Below are 18,219 nucleotides of genomic sequence, written 5' to 3'. Positions count from 1 at the left end.
GCAAATTCCATTACAATGTATCTCGTGATGGGCACCTTCCCCGAATACCGCAAGACAAAGAAAAAGGTGATCACCCGCCGGGGGTGCATATGGCTTGGGCAGACATGCAATCTCCGGTGCCGTTTCTGTTATTTCGTGGACAGGGTAAAGGCAAGGAGCCATCCGGAACATCCTTTCATGGCCATTGAAAAGGCAAAAAAAATATGCTCGGTTCTTGTCAGCCACTACCATAACAATTCTGTTGACATCCAGGGCGGCGAGCCTACCATATACCCCTGGATTTATGAGCTTTGTGAGCATTGCAGCACGGTGGGCCTCCTTCCCACCCTCATCACGAACGCCATCGTGCTTGCAAAGAAGGATGTCTGCAGGAAATTCATGGACGCGGGAGTCCGCGATTTTCTGATAAGTGTCCATGGGCTTGGAGAAGGGTATGATGGCGTTGTGGGCCTCGCAGGGGCCCATACACGCCAGATGAAGGCGCTGGAAAACCTCGGGGAACTGGGAGTGCCCTTCCGCTTTAACACAGTCCTCTCGAAATGGGCGCTGCCGGACCTGTCCAGGATCGCACGGATTGCCATAGATTCAGGAGCCAGGGTAGTCAACTTCATCTCCTTCAACCCTTTCGAGGACCAGAAAATTGAGGGCAAGCGCTCAAGCGAGAATGTGCCCCGTTACCGTGAAGTGAAAGAGGCGCTTTCGCCGGCCATGGATCTGCTTGAAGATCATGGGGTAGAGGTAAATGTGCGCTACCTGCCCCTCTGCATCGCTCCCGGGCGCCACCTGAAATCGTTCTATAACTTTCAGCAGCTTTCCTATGATATTCATGAATGGGACTTTGCCTCATGGTCATGGACATGGTGGCTTCCCCAGAGGATCAAGGATGGCGATGTTTCAAAGCTCATAGAGATCGAGGAGACCTCTTCTCCTCCCCACAGGGGGATAGTGAAGCATCTCGCCGAAGTGGGAAAGACTGCCATATGCAATTTCCCCGCTCTCAAGGAGCCGATTTTTACCGTGTACCGGAAGCTGAACGCTTTCAGGAACAGAAAGCTCAAAGGGAAAACAGACTGGGTGAGCATCGAGGAGCTTTACCGGAAAAACGCTTTTATGAGGCGCCGCCAGGAATTTTCCTATGCTGAAAGCTGCAGCGAATGTGACGTCAAGGAAATCTGTGACGGCTTTTACCGCGATTACATCGAAATCTTCGGCGGCGGGGAAGCGAGGCCCATGAGGTGTGGAGAAAAGATAGATGATCCGAAGCATTTCATCAACGATCAGGAGAAAGTGGTGGAAGTGGAGGACTACGACTGGGTCTTTGGCGGGAAAGAGGACTTATCTTCCAAAGGTCCGGGAGAGTGAAAAGCCTGTTATGGCAGAAATTCTTCACCAGCGGGCTCTCTGCTCTGTCCATGGGTGCCTGCTCCTCCCTGCGGCACGATGCTTTGATCAGGAAGCTTTTCACTCTGGGCGTCCCTGTGCCACACCGCTTTACAGCGGAGAAAGATCAGGACATTGGGAACAAAGAATAGGCATGCGAGGACCAGGCTCCCCGCTGCTATGCCGGGGGCCCCGTACCGGCTCCCGAGGGTGAAGGTGATTATCGCTGAGGCAATGCCGCCAAGGATTGAGGTCACCAGGTAGGGCTCCTTCTTGTGAGCCCGCAGATAATTCGCCATGTTTCCCACGATATTGTTGCCTGTCGAGACAACAAGGAACAAAACCGTGGGAAGAAAGGGGAGGAAACGCGCCGCGAGAGGATTATGCAGCGCGTTGAGTATCCACACTCCTCCCGCTATGAGCAGGTTGCCTGCGACAAGGACGAAAAAGGAGAGCCTGCTCGCGCGGTAATAGAGGCTGTCGAGGGCGCTGTAGCTTTTCTGGGCGATATAGATGCCAAACTGCGGGATCTTGGTGGTGACCCAGTTGAACGACACCTCGGACACGGCATTGATGAGGGCCCAGGTGATTCCCATCTGCCCTGCGGCAACGGCGCCCTTGTAATAAAAGAGCACAGGGATATAGAGATTAGTGTTCAGGAAGCCGAAGAGCCAGCTCGTCGCCATCCTCCATTGGAAAGGAAGAATCTCCTCCCTCCAGGAAATCACCTCTCCATTGAAAGGCTGGAGAAGCTGATGATAGAATTTCCTGTAGTGTGCAGTGAGAAAAGCCGCCGTCCACAGGATAATCACGGCGCTCGCAATGGGCCCTGTCCATAGTTCCGCTCCTGCCAGGATTGCAATCCAGATTGCGGCGTTGAAGAAAATCGCCTGGTAGACCCTGAAGAGGCTGATCTCTTTCACATGGTTGCAGCCGGTGAGAATAGCGGTAAGGGGAGTGGCGGAAAGGCTCAGTGAAGAGAGGATACAGAGCGTGAACCAGGGGCCCTGCCACGATATGGCGCCTTGGGAAGACCGGGCAAAGAATATGCTGCCTGCGGCGCAGAGGCCGACGGCAAGCAGAGAGCACATGACCAGGTACCAGAGAAGGGAGAGGCGGGTGAGGCTTGCAAGTCTCGAGAGCGCATTGCTGTCGCCGGTTATGGTTCCATCTCTCTCCAGGCGGAGGAGGGCCCACTCGTGGCTTGCAAACTGGATGAGCACGTTGCTGAGCCCGAGCTCGAAGAGAATATTGAAGCCTATGATGCTGTTGAAGGTGTAGTAATACCCCTGGAGCTCCGGGCTGAACCTCGTGGTGATAAGGAGAATGGTGACAGGGCCGGCCAGCAGCCCCCATCCCCTGGCGATGACCGCATAAGCCACCGCGGGGTCTATTCCCAGCAGCCCCGCAACTTTTGTCAGAGTGTGATAGAGCTTTTTCAATCTGTCTCTCACCCGTTTTGATTCTTGCCGTGGGGCGCCAGAATCTGAGTGTAAAGCTCCAGGTAGTTCTCCCCCCAGGCATGGTGTCCATATTCCCTGGAAAAGAGGCAGCCCTCGGAGGCTTTTTTCAGAATGGCCGGATCATCAGCCAGGCTCCTGATAAGAGAGGCAAGGGAATTTATATCAGCTTTCCTGTAGAGGAAGCCGTTTATGCCGTGCTCTATGATTTCCCTGTGGGGTCCGATGTCAGGGGCGATAAAGGGAACTTTCCTGATAAACGGATCATAGGTGGTTCCATTTTCATGCCAGAGCGATGCAATGATGAATGCGGAGAGCCTGGAAAACACTTTATCTTCCTGGCCAAGCACTCTCTCTTCCATGATGACGACCTTTTTTTCTCTCACGAGTGACTCATAGCCCTCGACTTTTACTGCCCTTCCCGTGCCAGGGTACAGATAGAGTACAAGCTGGGCCTTCTCGCTTGGAACCCCTGATCGTTTCCAGGCTTCGAGCAGGAAGGTGAAGCCCCATTCTCTCAGCAGGCTGTTCATCCAGCCTATGCGGAGAGGGGGGGTGAACCTTTCGGGATCAGGGCTGTACCGGGCCCCGGGTTCCTCGGCAGCATAGTATATGGTCTTGAACTTTGATGGATCGAGGCCTGTGAACTGCTGGAGCTTGTGTGCATGGAACCGGCTCATGCAGACAATGGATGAGCAGTCGGGCAGAAAGCTTTTTATCGCTTCATACCTTTTGCGCCATGATTCAGGGCGGTGGTAACAGTGAAGGAGCTTTCTGAGGCCCAGAGCATAGAGGATTTCCCTCAGCAGGGCTCTTGACTTCGTGTAGGCGTTTCCCCAGGCTACTCTGCTTGTCGCAATGCAGCGGGCACATTTGTTGAAGCTGCTGTCCGGGCCGGTGCACGGCCTTATCCCCTTCTCGAAAAGATGTACCTGCCCGCAGATGAGCCTGTAGTCAACAGGCGAGAGGATCCAGGGAATTCCCGCTTTTCCCGCTGCTGCAAATGATGCGATGCCGATGGAATCCTCCCAGTCAGCGAGGTGGATCAGTGCTATGTCTCGCTCGCGGATATGGGCGGCGAGTTCCTCCACGAAGCGGTCAAACTCCCTGGTTTCGCCTGGAACGCTGAACCTCGTCACGTATCGCTCGTCCCTCTGGGCAAAGAGAGAAGGCAGGCCGTTATATTCACCCCAACGTATGCCGGGGAGGCCGGGGTTCTGCTCATCGCCGGAATCGGCACAGAGCAGGTGCAGATCCACCTTGTCGCAGATGCTTTTTATGAATCGCTTGTTATAAGTGGTGACTCCATGAAAGTGCCCTACGGAGTATACATTTCCGAACATTACCTTCATCATTAAAGGAATTATAGCAAAATCCGCTGGCCGCTGCAAGTGGCCTCATTTTCTCCGGTTTGACATAAGAATAGAGATTGTGTACAATTGTCTCTACAAATTCTTTTCTTAATGCGGAAGACCTTTGCAGAAGTCATTGCAGGGAGAGAGCCTATGGTATCGGGCAGACATTGAGCCTGCCGGCGCCGAGGATGTGTAGCCACGTCGCGGAGGAGAAGATAATTGACCCATTCGAGAGTGAGAGAGTTTTCGGCTCCTGAAAGGGACTGACCATTATGAGATTGTTAATGGTTGTTCCCAATTATGAGCTTGAGCCCTTCGGGATAGCAATCATCTCTGCAGTTCTGAAAAGGGCCGGATATCAAGTGGACATACTCAATAAGCAGGATACCCCGTTGCTCCCTCTTGTCCTTGCGGAAAAAAAGCATGAATTTGTGGCAACAGGAGGCATGTCGTGCAATTACCACCTCATAGAGGAAATCGTCTCCCAGGCCCATGAAGGCGGGGCAAAGGTGATTCTTGGCGGCGGGATCGTTACGTCGGAGCCGGAGCTGATCAGCAGGGTTTTACAGATAGACTACTCAGTGATTGGTGAGGGTGAAGAGACGATCCTTGAGCTCCTTGCCACACTTGAAAAGGGCGGTGATCTGCAGGCTGTCGCAGGGATAGGCTTCTTCAGCGGTGATCAGTTCATATTGACAAAAAGGAGACCACCGATAAATGATCTCGACAGCCTCCCCTTCCCGGACTGGGATTCTCTGGACTTTGAAAGGCATCTTGAAGCTGCAAAGCCTTCCGATCAATATTATTTTGATTTTTCTGACCATCCCCGGATATATCACCTTTTAGCATCCCGCTCCTGTCCTTTTCAATGCACTTTCTGCTATCATCCGCTTGGGAATAAGTACCGTCAGCGCTCAATCGGGGCTCTGTTTGACGAGCTGCGCCAAATGGTCCCGAAATTCAGAATCAACAATGTGGCAATCTCTGATGAACTGTTTTCGCAGAACAGGGAGAGAGTTTTTGAGTTCTGCACAAGATTCAGTGAGCTCAGAAAAGAGATACCCTGGGAGCTGAGATGGGGATGCCAGCTCAGGGTGGATAAGCTTGACGAGGAGCTGCTGGATACCATGAAAGCCTCGGGCTGCACCGGCATTGCCTATGGTTTCGAGAGCTACAGTCCCCTCGTCCTCAAGAGCATGAAAAAACACATCACGCCCGAGCAGATTGACAGGGCAGTGCACCTTTCCCTGGAGAGAAACATGGCCATCCAGGCGAATTTTATTTTCGGTGATCCCGCCGAGACCTGGGAGACCTTTCACGAGACGATGTCGTTCTGGAAAGAGCATAGTTTCGCAGGAATTCAGCTTGGCTATGTCATGCCCTGCCCCGACAGCGAGCTTTACCGTTACTGCCTGCAGAGGGGAATCATCAGGGACAGGCTTGATTATATTGAGCATCATATTTTTGACAAATTCAATATGACCGCACTCTCTGACGCGGAATTTGAGAAACTCGATGTCGTGATGAAGAAGATATTTCTCAGCCACTATTACCACGCGATCCCGCTCTCTGTGGGCCCGGACCATATGACGGTCCGCTGCCCCCATTGCCGAAAGCTCAATGAGTACAGGAACTATGATGTGACGAAGAAAAATTTCATTGTGCTCTCCATAGTTCCGGTGAGCCTCCTGTACTTTTCAAAGATGGTTTACTGCAGGAAGTGTAATTACCGGTTCTATGCCGTAAGCAGTCTCTATAAGCTTGTGAGCTTCCTTTACCTGTTTTTTGCAAGCCACGGCCTTATTGAGGCGGGGAGAAAAATCCGGCGTCACCTCAGAAATATATTTCACCATGAAAAGCGGCCGGGAAAAAGATCCTTCAGGGAGGGGAAGCCCTGAAATATCGAGGTGGAGCAAGGCCCGTGCCTGCCGCTCATATGGCATCGAGAAAGATAAGGCTTCCCGAGCTCTGCATGACAAGGCGGATCGTCCAGAGGGCAAGAAGGAGGGCCACGAAGAGCGCCGATGCCAGGGCACAGGCTTTCTTGTGCCTCAGCAGAAATGAATCCACACGATCCCGGATCTCCTGTGGGATAAAATTGTAAAAAGAGCAGAATATGAGGAAGAGGTACACGGGAAACCCCATGGGATTGAAGCGGAATGCCTTGATGAAGTGGCCGTGGGAGATCTGGAGGATGCTCCTGCTTATGCCGCAGCCAGGACAGGGAAGGCCGGTAAGGACTTTGAAAGTGCAGAGGGTATGCTTGAAGAACCCGGAGGGAATGAGAAACGAGAGGAGGAGCACGGCGAGAGCGCCCCATGAAATAAGGGCGGGAATTACGGGCTCTCTGGCGGCGGCCTGGATCTTGGGGGGGCTGCCGTCCTCATCTCGAGTTTTCACTGGGGAATACCTTTCTTCGGGGCTTCAGGGCCGAATGCCTCTCCTGTCTCTCTTTCGGGAAGCTCGGCAGGCCATTCCTGCCCTCACCCGGGCATGACAAAAAATCGCCATGCCTTTTCACGCATGACGATTTTCAAACTGGCCTGTATTTCTAGAACCCCGAGCCGTAGGGACTCCTTGAAGCGATTCCCACGCCGCCCCCGCCCGGTGGCGGCTCAGGAGCCGGCGGGCCCGGAGGTATTCCTGGAGGCCCTGGCGGCGGGAGCGGTGCCGGCTCCGGAGGCACAATCTTGATGCTGTTGGCAATGAGATCGAGGGTCTGCCTGGAGTCGTCAAACTTATCCTCAGGCGCCTGGCTCCAGATCATGCTCCCGCTCCAGAAAGCCAGGTAAGGGTTGCCGCTGTCGTTGACTATCGAGGTGAGGTGGTGCCGGCATCTCTCGCCGCGGTAATCATATGAGCCGTCCTGCTCCATGAAGCGGTAGCTCCCTCCGGGTGTGTTGACCGTCTGGATGGGAGTCTGGCCCAGGACCTCGTAATTCTGCAGGTTGTTATAGGCAATGGTGTTGTTGGTAAGGCTCCCGGGATCCATGGTGCCTAGGCCGGTAAACCACATAAAGCTCACGACGGTGTTCTTGTCGTCCGGTGACACCAGAAGTGCCGTGTTGGGAAGAGTGATCAGCTTCCATCCCGGCGGGTGCATGACCGAGAAGTTGGTGCCGTTGTGAACGCCTGTGGAGCTTTCCCACCCGAGGGTGGGAGAGGGCGGCGGCTCATCGCAGGGGCACTTCCCTGCCACCTCGCCGGTTTCAGCACCGTAATACGGCATTGAAGCACCCTCGAGCGCCATGCCCCGATCAAAACCATCTGAAGGGCCTCTGTAAGAGGGCTCCTGTGCCGGCCTCTCTCCCGTATATAACTGGGGAACGCCTGACCCTGAATAGCCCTGTGGAGTTCTCTGGATTCCGTCCATAGCACTCATCCTTTCGCATGACCATGACTCTTCAGAACAATCATAACACAGACAGGGGTACCAGCATATTGACAATTTGTTAAAAAAATACCAGGAATCACCTCCTTCCCGTTGAAGTGGAAAGAGGGCAATTCTCTATGACGGGAGGGGGCGGCGCCTGTGGATGAAGAAAGACCAGAGAAGGCGGCAGCCCTGGAGGCCAGGGGCATCAAAGCGGAAGACCTTATCATGACCAATATTGACTTCATGCAGAAGGTCATTGACGGCATCCCCAATCCTTTTTATTTCAAGAACAGGAACGGGGTCTATGAAGGCTGCAACAGGGAATTCGAGGCCTTTACCGGGAAGCCCCGCCAGGATCTGATAGGGAGAACTGCTTCCGACATTTTCCCCCCGCCCCTCTCGGAGAAGTTCATGGAAATGGACCGTATCCTGATGGAGGACCAGGCCACCCAGAATTACGAGATTTCCTTTCAGGATAAGGAGGGCACCACACGATACGCCATAGTCAACAATGCGCCTTTCATCAATTACGACGGCTCCCTGAGCGGCCTCCTGGGCTTCATAATTGACATCACCGGCAGGAAGCACGCCGAGGAGGCCCTGCGCAACTCTGAAAAGCAGTACCGTGACACCATCAACTCGATGGGTGACTCCGTCTCGGTGATTGACAGGGACCTCAGGATCGTTCTTTTCAACAGGATCTTCCGTGAGAAGTCAATGGAAGTCCTTAAAATTGACCCCCAGCAGTTCATCGGGAGGCCTCTCACGGAGCTTTTCCCCTTTATCACTGACAGGCAGATGGCTGATTACAGGAAAGTCTTCGACACGGCCCAGACCCTTGTGACGGAAGATACCACTTTCATCATGGAGAACGAGTATATCTCGGAGATCAGGCGCATCCCTCTCATGGAGGGCGACAAGGTAATCATGGTAGCCACTGTCGTGCGGGATATCACGGAGCGCAAGCTCGCCGAAGATGCTCTCCGCGAAAGCGAGATGAAATACAGGGGCCTGGCCCACAGCATCCCCGATATAATCGTATCAATCGACAAGCAGGGCAAGATTATTGCCGTGAACGAGATCTCAAGCGACCTCACGGGGTACGGCGAGAAAGAAATCGTCGGCACTCCCTTTCTCAGGTATATCCACGAGGATGACCGCGAAAGGGTCCTTGACAGTTTTCTTGAAGGGATGCGGATCAAGAGAGATTACAACCGCGGCATGCAGTTCAGGATAGTGAAGAAGGACGGCTCCATAATGTGGATTGAGCTCAACTCCCACAGCAGGTACCTCCGCAATGGCGACTTTCTCCAGGAAGACGGCGTGATGCGCGATATCACCGAGAGGAAGAGGGCCACGGAAGAGCTCAAGCGCCTCAACGAGGAGCTTGATCACCGCGTGGCCGAGAGGACAAAGGCCCTCAGCGAAGAGATACTGGAGAGGAACAAGGTCGAGGAGGAGCTCCGCCATGAGCGCTCCCTGCTGTCAGAGCGGGTTGCCGGGAGGACCTCGGAGCTCTCGGCTGCCAATGCCGAGCTCTCCAGGGCGGTGAGGGCCAAGGATGAGTTCCTGGCGAGCATGAGCCATGAGCTCCGCACCCCCCTCTCCGCCATTCTCAGCATCTCTGAATCGCTTGACGAAGGGGTGTACGGTGACCTGGTCGAGAGCCAGAAAAAGGCCCTCAAGAATATCAGCGAGAGCGGGCAGCACCTTCTCTCCCTTATCAATGACATCCTTGATCTCTCAAAGATAGAAGCCGGCAAGATCACTCTTGATCTGAAGAGCACCGATGTCGAAGCGGTCTGCCAGGCAAGCATGAGGCTTGCCAAGGCCCAGGCATACAAGAAGCAGCTTACGCTCTCTCTCACCGTTGACAGCAATGTGTCGTTCATCAACGCCGATGAGCGCTATCTCAAGCAGATGCTGGTGAACCTTCTCAGCAACGCGGTGAAGTTCACGCCCGAGGGAGGAAAGATAGGAATGGAGGTCCAGGGTGACGGCGAGCACCAGGTGGCAAGATTTGCCGTATGGGATACCGGCATAGGCATACCTCCCGATAAGATCGCCCTTCTCTTCAAGCCTTTTACGCAGCTTGACAGCAGTCTTTCCCGTCAGTATGGAGGCACCGGCCTCGGGCTTGCGCTTGTAGCCCGCCTGGCAGAGCTTCACAGGGGGAGTGTATCACTTGAGAGCGCCCCGGACAAGGGGAGCCGCTTCACGATAAATCTTCCCTGGGAGCCCACGGAGACTGAGGCGCCCGGGGAGACGGGGCATGAGACAGACTCTTTTCCAGTCGCCGCACCTTTAAAGCAGGCGCTTGTCGTGGAAGATTCCCTGGGAGATGCCGAGCAGGTCTCAAGATACCTCGGGGAGCTCGGTATCAGCACCGTAGTGCACCCGAAAGGGGAGGACGTGCTTCAGAAGGCCATGGAGATCAAGCCGGACATAGTGATTCTGGACCTCATGCTTCCGGGGATTGATGGCTGGGCAGTCCTCTCGATGCTCAAGGCCGATGAGCAGACGGCGTCAATTCCTGTGATAATCACCTCGGTTATTGATGAAAAAGCCGAGGGCGTGAAGAAAGGGGCCCTTGATTACATCGTGAAGCCCATTTCGCGGGGAGAGCTCAGGAGAGTGCTCGGCGCGGCTCTCAAGAAGCCTGAGGCGGGAAGCAAGGTCCTCATGGTGGTCCCCCCGTCTCCGCCGTCAGAGTCACTTATCCTTCTTGCTGAAGATAATGAGACCATCATAGGCATGGTGACTGATTACCTCCAGGCGAAGGGATACCGTGTCGTCGTGGCCCGCAACGGCGGGGAGGCCGTGACGGCGGCCCGTGAATGGCACCCCGAGGTCATCCTGATGGATGTCCAGATGCCTGGCGTGGACGGGCTCGAAGCCACGCGCCGCATCAGGAATGAGGCCGCCATAAGGGATATTCCCGTCATAGCCCTCACCGCCCTTGCCATGCCAGGCGACAGGGAGCGCTGCCTTGAAGCAGGTGCCGATTACTATCTGAGCAAGCCGGTGAGCCTTAAGAAACTCAAGGCCGTCATAGAAGCGCACCGTGGAAAAAGCCATGGAGATCTTTCATTGCAAGAATAACCAAATAGAAAAGGGGGAGCCAGATGCCGCGTGCCTGCACTATTCTTATCGTTGATGATGACCAGAGGGGCCGGGAGGCCCTCCAGGGCCTCCTCACCGGCCAGGGCTACGAGCTGATTTCAGCCGCAGACGGCCGGGAGGCCCTCGAGAAGGCAGAACTGTACCTGCCCGATCTCATTCTCCTTGATGTGATGATGCCGGAGATGAACGGCTTTGAAGTGTGCCGCCATCTAAGGGCCAATCCAATACTCAGCGAGGTGCCCGTGCTGATGCTGACGGCCCTTGATGACCAGGACTCAAGGCTCGCCGGCATTCAGGCAGGCGCCGATGATTTCATCTCAAAGCCATATAACCGCATGGAGCTGAGGGCAAGGATCCGCACCATCACCAGGCTCAACCGTTACCGCCATCTCATGATGGAGCGGGCCCAGGCGGACTGGATGCTTGAGCAGTCAGGCGAGGGATACCTGCTGATAGACAGCAGCGACGGGATTGTCTATGCCAATTTAAAAGCCCGCCTCTACCTGGGGATTATCGGAGAGGTCAATGAACCCATCGACGAGAAATTTCTGGACCTGGCCAGGGAGCATTACCGCTGCGAGCCTGCCGAGGCCTGGGAGAAATGGGATGAGAGGGCGGTGAAGAACTCGGGAGCCAGGCGATATCTCGTGAGGAGCGAGGGCCCCTCGACGGCATCGCGGTGGCTCCAGGTGAGCACCTTCGAGAAGACCGTGGGCAGGGATTCGCAGTGGCTTCTGAGGCTCCAGGAGGTAAGCACAGAGATAGCGATGAACCGCGCCCTCTGGACCCTGGGGAAGATTGTTGAGCACCGCCTTATCCCGCCCCTTCAGGAAGCTCTGAGGATTCTCAGGAAGAATGATGCTTCCCCTCCTGAAGCACGTGCAGAGAAGGTTTCTGCCCTTCTTGAAAGGGCTCTTGGCGCTTCCGCCTCGGTGCAGCAGTCTCTTGAGCCCAGGGTAATCCCTTTGCCCGGCGAAGGCTTTCCGCTCTCGCGCCTTGCCTCTCTCGGTGAAGAGATAAGAGCCCGCTTCAATCTGGGCTCTCTGGCGGTCTCACTGGATCCTGGGCTCGAAGGGGTTCTGGTGAACCTCATGCCCCCGGCGATGGAGCTCATTCTCTGGGAGGTCTCGGGAAATGCGAGGAAGTTCCACCCCGACAAGGCGCCGGCGCTGGAAATCAAGGCATGGCAGAGCGAAGCGGGGAAAGTGAGGATCACGGTGAGCGATAACGGCCTTACTCTTCCTGCCGGTGTGCTTGCCCGGGTCTGGACTCCTTATTACCAGGCGGGGGCTTCAGGCGAGCAGCAGGGGAAAGGGCTCGGTCTTCCTGTCGTGTCCTCGCTGGTATGGCAGGCCGGGGGGACATGCCGTCTTTATAACCGGGCGGGCATACCCGGCGTGATCGTTGAGCTGGAGCTCCCGGAATGCAGGAAGGGGTAGGCACCTTCAGGGGGCGACATCGGTGAACTGGGCGATCATGGCTGACTGGTCATAAAGGTCCTGGGGCGCGAGAGCCTGCTCTTCCATCAATGCCGTGATCCGGGGCATGAAATCCTGTATGACCGCCACGTGGAGCCTCATGAGCTCGCAGTACTGCACAAGCCGCTCCGGCGTGCTGGTGAGCGCCTGCACGGGGCAGCGTCCCCCGCAGTATGCCACGACACCGCATGTGGGGCATTCCAGCACCTGCTGGTATCTTACCAGGTCAGCAAGCCGGTGCTCCCTGATATGGAGCTCGCCGTCGTCGCCGATATCCCCTATGGCAAGCTCGGGAGGGAGATCGGCGCATGCGTGGATTTTTCCTCCCATGAGATCATAGTTCTTTGCCACTTCCACCCCGCAGGCCGAGCTCCCCCTTACTTTCCCCTCGAGAAGGAAAAGGATGAGCTCGTTCACGTGGGCGATGGGGAGTATGACGCCTTTCCTCAGGAATTCAAGGAAGGAGTCCATTATCTTTCTGAGATGGTCTTCATAGCGGGCCGCGTAGCCTGGAAAATTCTCGAAGCGCTCGTCGGTCTCCACCCAGTGCCAGAAGAGGTGGTCGGCCAGGCCCCTCTTCTGAAGGGAAAGGAATTCCTCGAAGCAGTCAAGGAGGGACTGCTCCTCCCGGAGGGTGGACCACATGAGGACCTTCCCGGGGCATTGCGCTCTCAGCTCCTCAAGGTTCCCGCGGATACGGGCCAGATCGGTGCCCCTCCTGATGGAGTTATGCTGCTGCGGCCCCCCGTCAATGCCGACGGCATAGAGCCATATCTGCTTCATTACCTCGGGGTGCTCCCTGATGGAGACTGCAAGCAGCTCCCCGTTCGTATACAGGAGGTAGCGGATCCTGCTGCTTATATCGGAATCCCTGATGATACCCATGATTTCCGCCACCTTGTCGGCCACAAGGAGGGGTTCCCCGCCGTAAAGGCACACGGTGACCTCATCATCGGGGTGAAGGTGGGCAAGGTTTATCACGGCCCTCGCATCTCTGCGGGGAAGGGCCTCTGATTCCTGAAAAATGCCTTTTCTTGATCCCTCTTGTCCAAGAGTCACATAGGTGTTGATGCACCCCTTGCAGCGGGCATTGCATCTTCCTGTCACGGTGAGATGGATGAAAAGAGGGGCATATTCCCTGCAGGGGGCGCCGTTTCTGCCCCATTTTTTCATCATCACGGCCCCTGGAGCGCTCAAATCCCCGTAATCTCTGTGGTGCAGCCTTGTGTTGATCCGTGCTTGATTGACGTTGTCTTTTGTGAGTCTCATTGGTGCTCCCTCTGCTGCTTCGATATGCTCCTTTTTCATGCTCTTGAGTATATCACAGACGGAAGGTGTGATCAACGGGGATTTCACCGGGAAAGAAAGGTAAGGAAAAGTGAAAGTCACCACCGATGACCAGGAAGTGGAGATAAACACCGGGGATATCATCTTCTTCCCCAAGGGGCTGAAATGCAGGTGGCATGTCATAGAGAAGATCAGGAAAGTCTCCACCTTTGACCTGCAGGAAGCAGACGTGAAGTAGCCTGAAGACTATGCCGAGAGGACGGAGATAAAGGGCGGCGGGGGCATGGGCTTTTTGCCCTTGATGATGATGCCGAGGTTATAATACTTCCTGTCATCGTAGTCATGCCAGCGCTCTTCAAACTCGCCGCGCGGTATGATTCCTTTGCTCCCCAGGATGGAGGGGTCCTCAAGGTAGACATTCTTTTCGCCCACGCCCACGGCCACCATGTAATGGCCTGATTCCCAGACCTCGCTCCAGGGCTTCTTGAGATCTTCGCCTTCACGCCATGCCTGTCCGTCAACAATGACGGGGACCTTCTCCCTGGTGAGCTTCGCCAGGTCATCTACTGTCATGTTCTCTTTCATCTCCACGTCAAAGCCAAGCTCGCGGGCCACTCGGACGATATCCTGGGGGGTGGTTCCGTTCTGCGTCGTGCCGAGCATCTTCATGAGGTCGCTCTCGAGGTACTCCTCGCCGTAATACATCAGGACGGCCTGAAGTGATGACGCCCCGCATGTGTAGTCAAAGGCCTGCCTTGTATCGGGGACGGGGAGAAGGGGCGGGGGGATCTCTTCGGTTTTCGGGTCTTCAGGCTTGATCGATGGCTGGGTCGCCGGTGTTATCCCGCCGTGCGGAGCCTCCGCGTGGCCATTATTGTGATGGCAGAGACGCTCGAAAGTATCGGAAGGCAGGGGAGTCTGCTGCTCACTGCCGAGAGGGCCGGCGGGTATTTTTTCAAGCTGGCCGCTGAAGTATGGTGAAAGACCGCCAGGCGATATCTCGTTCATCAGGTCTCCGCTTTTTTATCTCTTACAGAAATTGTAACATCCCGGTGCCTGGAAAGTCAATTATTTCTTATTAACATTTGGTTAAATTCTGGACAGGGTGGCGGTAATGCACCTCGTCAAGCCCTGAGGATCTCGTTCACCTTGTTGATGTATTCCTCGAGCTCGCCGGAATCCTTGCAGGTATTCCCGAAAGCCATGATGAGCTTCTGTTTCAGTGCGTTCTTGTTCTCCAGGAAGTCCCTGGAGCTGATCTGGTCGGCGTAATTCACGGTATTCATCTCCCTGATAAGTTTGTCTCTGTGGACTCACATTAAAACAGATTTTTTCCATGCTGTCAAGGCATGAGGAAAAATATTGACTATGCCGCTGCGGTACGCTATAATAATGATAATATAAATTACTGTTGCCAGTAGGTTGTGATCAGATCTGCAGGCACGGGAGAGGTGAGTTCCATGAACGATCCTATCGCTTTCAATCCCGCTCTGTCCTCCTCGACAGGGCAGATATCCCCCCAGGACCTCGCGGAGATCCGACAGAGGCAGGTGGAGAGAGAGAGGCGTACCGATGATGCCGCTTCGGGCTCCCTGATGCCCGTGGAGCAGATCACCCCGGGGAATGTGCAGGATCTCCAGGCCTATTACAACAAAACTCTTGATGCCATCGATCAGATCCGCTATCCTGGCGCTTTTCCCAATCTTGACGAAAAGGCAGTTCCGCAGCAGGGACAGGGTGAAGAAAACAGCGGGGCCGAGGAATCTCTCGATACCGATCCCACGGGCGCCGTGCAGAATAATGTCGAAGCAGGCGAGACGCGGCCTGGCGTTGAGGCAAATGCCCCCAAGGACGTGAAAAAGACCGGCAAGGCAAAGGAAAAGAAGAAGCTCGACATCGAGGTCGATCTCATCTTCACCCCCCTCATAAGGGCAGGCGACGTGGCGACGCCGGGAAGAAATATCGCCCATTTTGACGTGCAGATAAAGGGCAAGGACGCCGACAAGGTCGATCAGCAGGCGATAAAACAATCGGCAATGAGGCTCATGGAGAAGAACAGCGGGAAATCCATGGGCATCCCCGGCGACGGGAACCTGAAGGCCGACTCCCTGATGAAGATCCTTTTCATCGCGGGCCAGGGCAAGCTCGAGGGAGGGCAGCGTGTCCTCTCTGTCCAGGGGCTTGACGGGAATGAGCCTTTCAAGACCCTTATGAAGGAAGAAGGCGGCGACGAGCTCCAGAAGGCGCAGCAGTACCTCAGGGATAACCCCGATGCCCCCGATGCCGAAGAAGTGAAAAAGAGGATTGAGAAGCTCGAGAAGCAGCGGGCTTCGGGTGTCATGGACTTCAGCCTCGAGGAGCCCCAGGAGCCTGAAGAGGAGAAAGACCGGAACAAGAAGCCCCGGGAGTAAGGCAGGGAGCACTCAGGGAGGGTCACCGCGGTGCCCCTCCTTTTTGTTGTACCGGCCTGAAGACACGGTAATCTGAAGCCCCGGAGCTCTCAGCGGCTCAGTTTTGCTGCGATTTCCGCCACATGCTTTCCCTGGAAGCGGGCCCCTGCAAGCTCCGTATCGGATGGCATGCGCTCACCCTTGGTACCTGCAATGGTTGTGGCGCCATAAGGCGCTCCTCCCTTCACTTCTTCGACACCCGACTGGCCCTGGAAGCTGTAAGGGAGCCCCACGAGCACCATGCCCTGGTGGAGAAGCGTGGTATGGAACGAGAGAATGGTAGATTCCTGGCCGCCATGCTGAGTCGCCGTGCTGGCAAAAACGCTCCCCACCTTGCCCACAAGCGCCCCTTTAGCCCAGAGCTGCCCTGTGGCATCAAGAAACTGGCGCATCTGCCCGCACATGTTCCCGAAGCGCGTTGGAGTACCGAATATGATGGCATCTGCCCCGGCAAGCTCATCGACGGTGCAGAGAGGGACATGGGCGAAGCTCTTCTGGGCTTCCAGGGCGCCCATCTTCCCAAGGATCTCTTCCGTGAGAGTCTCGGGCACTCGCCGCAGGACCGCCTCGGCGCCTTGCACCTCGCGCGCGCCTTCAGCAACGGCTTCAGCCATCCTGTAGACATGGCCGTACATGGAATAAAAGACCACTAGAATTTTCATCGTTTTTTCCTCCTTACCAGGTGACAGGGACAGGCTCTTTTTCAAAAATTTCAGTCCCCGGTTGCTCTGTTTCGTTTTTCTTCGTTTTACTTCTTTTTCCCTTTACATGGCAGAAATAAGTGCTATAATTTACTATATGGCCATCGCAGAATCTCGCAAGGGATCCCGTCTTCATCACAGTAATGAATCCGAAGTCAAGGGCCCGGCGCTCCTGGTAAGAGCCCTGCGCTCCCGAAATTACCGCCTTTTTTTCATGGGCCAGAGTGTCTCCCAGATTGGCAACTGGATGCAGATGGTTGCCACGAGCTGGCTCGTGTACCGTCTCACCGGCTCCCCGTTCTACCTTGGCCTTGTGGCCTTCTCGAGCCAGATACCGGCCTTCATATTCTCCCCCCTTGCCGGCGTACTGCTTGACCGCTGGAACAGGCGGAGAATTCTCATCGTGACCCAGACCCTTATGATGATCCAGGCATATGTGCTCGCCTTTCTCACCCTGTCAGGCCTCATTACCGTCTGGGAGATCATTACTCTGAACGTGGTGATGGGACTTATCACGGCCTTCGACATGCCGGGACGCCAGAGTTTTGTCTATGATATAGTCGAGAGAAAAGAAGATCTCGGGAATGCCATTGCACTCAACTCATCTCTTTTTAACGCGGCGCGCATGCTGGGCCCTTCCATCGCGGGGATCATAGTGGCCCGCGTGGGGGAGGGGATGTGTTTCCTTGTCAACGCTCTCAGCTTTACCGCCATACTGGCAGCACTTCTGGCTATCAGGACCTTCTCAGCGGTGAAAAAGGGGGAGCGCACCTTTCTTCTCAGCGCTCTCAAGGAAGGATTTTCCTATGTGTTCGGCTTTCTTCCCATTAAATCTCTTCTCTCCCTCATTTTCCTCACAAGCCTGATGGGCGTCCCGGCCGTGGTGCTCATGCCGATCTTCAGCTCCACCATACTGCATGGCGGTCCCGAAACACTGGGATTTCTGCTGGGAGCTTCGGGAGTGGGGGCTCTTGCCGGCGGCTTTTTCCTTGCATCGCGGAGGAGCGTCCTGGGATTCGGCCGCATCATAGTAGTTGCCACACTGCTGTACGGCGGGGGCATCGTTGCCTTTGCTCTGTCCAGGCACCTCTGGCTCTCATTAATCCTTATTATGATAACAGGATTCGGCATGATGGTCCAGTTCGCTTCCTGCAATACTCTCATCCAGACCGTTGTCGATGAAGACAAGCGCGGCCGCACAATGAGCCTCTACACGACCTCTTTCATGGGAGCCTCGCCGATTGGAGCCTTAATCGCAGGAGGACTTGCCACCATTATAGGGGCGCCGCTCACCGTGCTGCTGGGTGGCTCATTCTGCATTGCGGGAGCCCTTGCCTTTGCGCAAAAACTGCCAGTCCTCAGGGAGACGCTTTTCCCGGTATATAAGAGGCTCGGGATCATGCCTGAGGGGATCGGGAAGTGATCTTCTCCTCTTTTCGCAACTGATAAATATGTTGTTCTCATGGGAATAGAAGGCACCTCATCAGAAAAGAGCCATATATAAAATAGTTTTTCGGCAGGATGCTTCAAAAAAGCCCTCCCCTTCAGGTGGAAAAAAAAAATGAAAGAGGGAAGAAAATTGCATGGTTTGGAGGGGGATCCGTAGAAT

At 55.2% G+C, this 18,219-nt stretch carries 15 protein-coding genes; 7 read left to right on the top strand and 8 right to left on the bottom strand.

Going from position 1 to position 18,219, the window contains the following annotated elements:
• Window positions 1-15: 15 nt before the first annotated feature.
• Window positions 16-1,362, top strand: a complete 1,347-nt coding sequence (locus RDV48_01705) for a radical SAM protein (protein MDQ7821489.1) — start codon at window positions 16-18, stop codon at window positions 1,360-1,362.
• Window positions 1,363-1,370: 8 nt separating this feature from the next.
• Here the strand turns inward: RDV48_01705 and RDV48_01700 are convergent, their stop codons facing one another.
• Together RDV48_01700 and RDV48_01695 are read right to left on the bottom strand one after the other, a co-directional pair.
• Entirely contained in the window at window positions 1,371-2,834 is a 1,464-nt protein-coding gene (locus RDV48_01700) for a hypothetical protein (GenBank protein ID MDQ7821488.1), read from the bottom strand.
• Window positions 2,831-4,183, bottom strand: a complete 1,353-nt coding sequence (locus tag RDV48_01695) for a glycosyltransferase family 4 protein (protein MDQ7821487.1) — start codon at window positions 4,181-4,183, stop codon at window positions 2,831-2,833. Before RDV48_01695 ends, RDV48_01700 begins: the two co-directional genes overlap by 4 nt.
• Window positions 4,184-4,467: 284 nt before the next feature.
• Here RDV48_01695 and RDV48_01690 point away from each other — a divergent pair, with 284 nt between their 5' ends.
• A complete protein-coding gene (locus RDV48_01690) occupies window positions 4,468-6,093 on the top strand; it encodes a radical SAM protein (GenBank protein ID MDQ7821486.1) in 1,626 nt (541 codons plus the stop codon).
• Window positions 6,094-6,127: 34 nt separating this feature from the next.
• On the opposite strand, the gene RDV48_01685 is transcribed toward RDV48_01690, so the two are convergent.
• Together RDV48_01685 and RDV48_01680 are read right to left on the bottom strand one after the other, a co-directional pair.
• Window positions 6,128-6,595, bottom strand: a complete 468-nt coding sequence (locus RDV48_01685; protein ID MDQ7821485.1) for a DUF2752 domain-containing protein — start codon at window positions 6,593-6,595, stop codon at window positions 6,128-6,130.
• A gap of 151 nt (window positions 6,596-6,746) precedes the next feature.
• A complete protein-coding gene (locus RDV48_01680) occupies window positions 6,747-7,568 on the bottom strand; it encodes a hypothetical protein (protein MDQ7821484.1) in 822 nt (273 codons plus the stop codon).
• Between the two features lie 159 nt (window positions 7,569-7,727).
• On the opposite strand from RDV48_01680, the gene RDV48_01675 reads away from it, so the two are divergent.
• Both RDV48_01675 and RDV48_01670 read left to right on the top strand, forming a co-directional pair.
• Window positions 7,728-10,673 (top strand): PAS domain S-box protein, encoded by a 2,946-nt coding sequence (locus RDV48_01675; protein ID MDQ7821483.1) that lies wholly within the window; start codon window positions 7,728-7,730, stop codon window positions 10,671-10,673.
• Between the two features lie 23 nt (window positions 10,674-10,696).
• Entirely contained in the window at window positions 10,697-12,133 is a 1,437-nt protein-coding gene (locus RDV48_01670; GenBank protein MDQ7821482.1) for a response regulator, read from the top strand.
• Between the two features lie 6 nt (window positions 12,134-12,139).
• Here RDV48_01670 and RDV48_01665 read toward each other — a convergent pair whose 3' ends face one another.
• Window positions 12,140-13,441: a radical SAM protein gene (locus tag RDV48_01665; protein MDQ7821481.1), complete on the bottom strand. Its 1,302-nt coding sequence runs from the start codon at window positions 13,439-13,441 to the stop codon at window positions 12,140-12,142.
• 109 nt (window positions 13,442-13,550) lie between these two features.
• Between RDV48_01665 and RDV48_01660 the strand changes: the two genes are divergently transcribed.
• Entirely contained in the window at window positions 13,551-13,697 is a 147-nt protein-coding gene (locus tag RDV48_01660) for a cupin domain-containing protein (protein ID MDQ7821480.1), read from the top strand.
• A gap of 8 nt (window positions 13,698-13,705) precedes the next feature.
• Here RDV48_01660 and RDV48_01655 read toward each other — a convergent pair whose 3' ends face one another.
• Both RDV48_01655 and RDV48_01650 read right to left on the bottom strand, forming a co-directional pair.
• Window positions 13,706-14,467: a cysteine peptidase family C39 domain-containing protein gene (locus RDV48_01655; GenBank protein MDQ7821479.1), complete on the bottom strand. Its 762-nt coding sequence runs from the start codon at window positions 14,465-14,467 to the stop codon at window positions 13,706-13,708.
• A 116-nt stretch (window positions 14,468-14,583) separates the two neighbouring features.
• Window positions 14,584-14,745, bottom strand: a complete 162-nt coding sequence (locus tag RDV48_01650) for a hypothetical protein (GenBank protein ID MDQ7821478.1) — start codon at window positions 14,743-14,745, stop codon at window positions 14,584-14,586.
• A 174-nt stretch (window positions 14,746-14,919) separates the two neighbouring features.
• Between RDV48_01650 and RDV48_01645 the strand changes: the two genes are divergently transcribed.
• Window positions 14,920-15,870 carry a hypothetical protein gene (locus tag RDV48_01645; protein ID MDQ7821477.1) on the top strand — a complete coding sequence of 317 codons (951 nt, stop codon included), beginning with the start codon at window positions 14,920-14,922 and terminating at the stop codon, window positions 15,868-15,870.
• 89 nt (window positions 15,871-15,959) lie between these two features.
• On the opposite strand, the gene wrbA is transcribed toward RDV48_01645, so the two are convergent.
• Window positions 15,960-16,571: an NAD(P)H:quinone oxidoreductase gene (gene wrbA / locus RDV48_01640; protein MDQ7821476.1), complete on the bottom strand. Its 612-nt coding sequence runs from the start codon at window positions 16,569-16,571 to the stop codon at window positions 15,960-15,962.
• Window positions 16,572-16,707: 136 nt separating this feature from the next.
• On the opposite strand from wrbA, the gene RDV48_01635 reads away from it, so the two are divergent.
• Window positions 16,708-18,033, top strand: coding sequence for an MFS transporter (locus RDV48_01635; protein ID MDQ7821475.1), 1,326 nt, complete (start codon window positions 16,708-16,710; stop codon window positions 18,031-18,033).
• The last annotated feature ends 186 nt before the right edge of the window (window positions 18,034-18,219 follow it).

This window comes from Candidatus Eremiobacterota bacterium (assembly GCA_031082125.1).
GTDB lineage: Bacteria > Vulcanimicrobiota > CADAWZ01 > CADAWZ01 > Ess09-12 > Ess09-12.
Note: the sequence above shows the minus strand (reverse complement) of the source record. Positions and strands in the feature narration are given on the sequence as shown.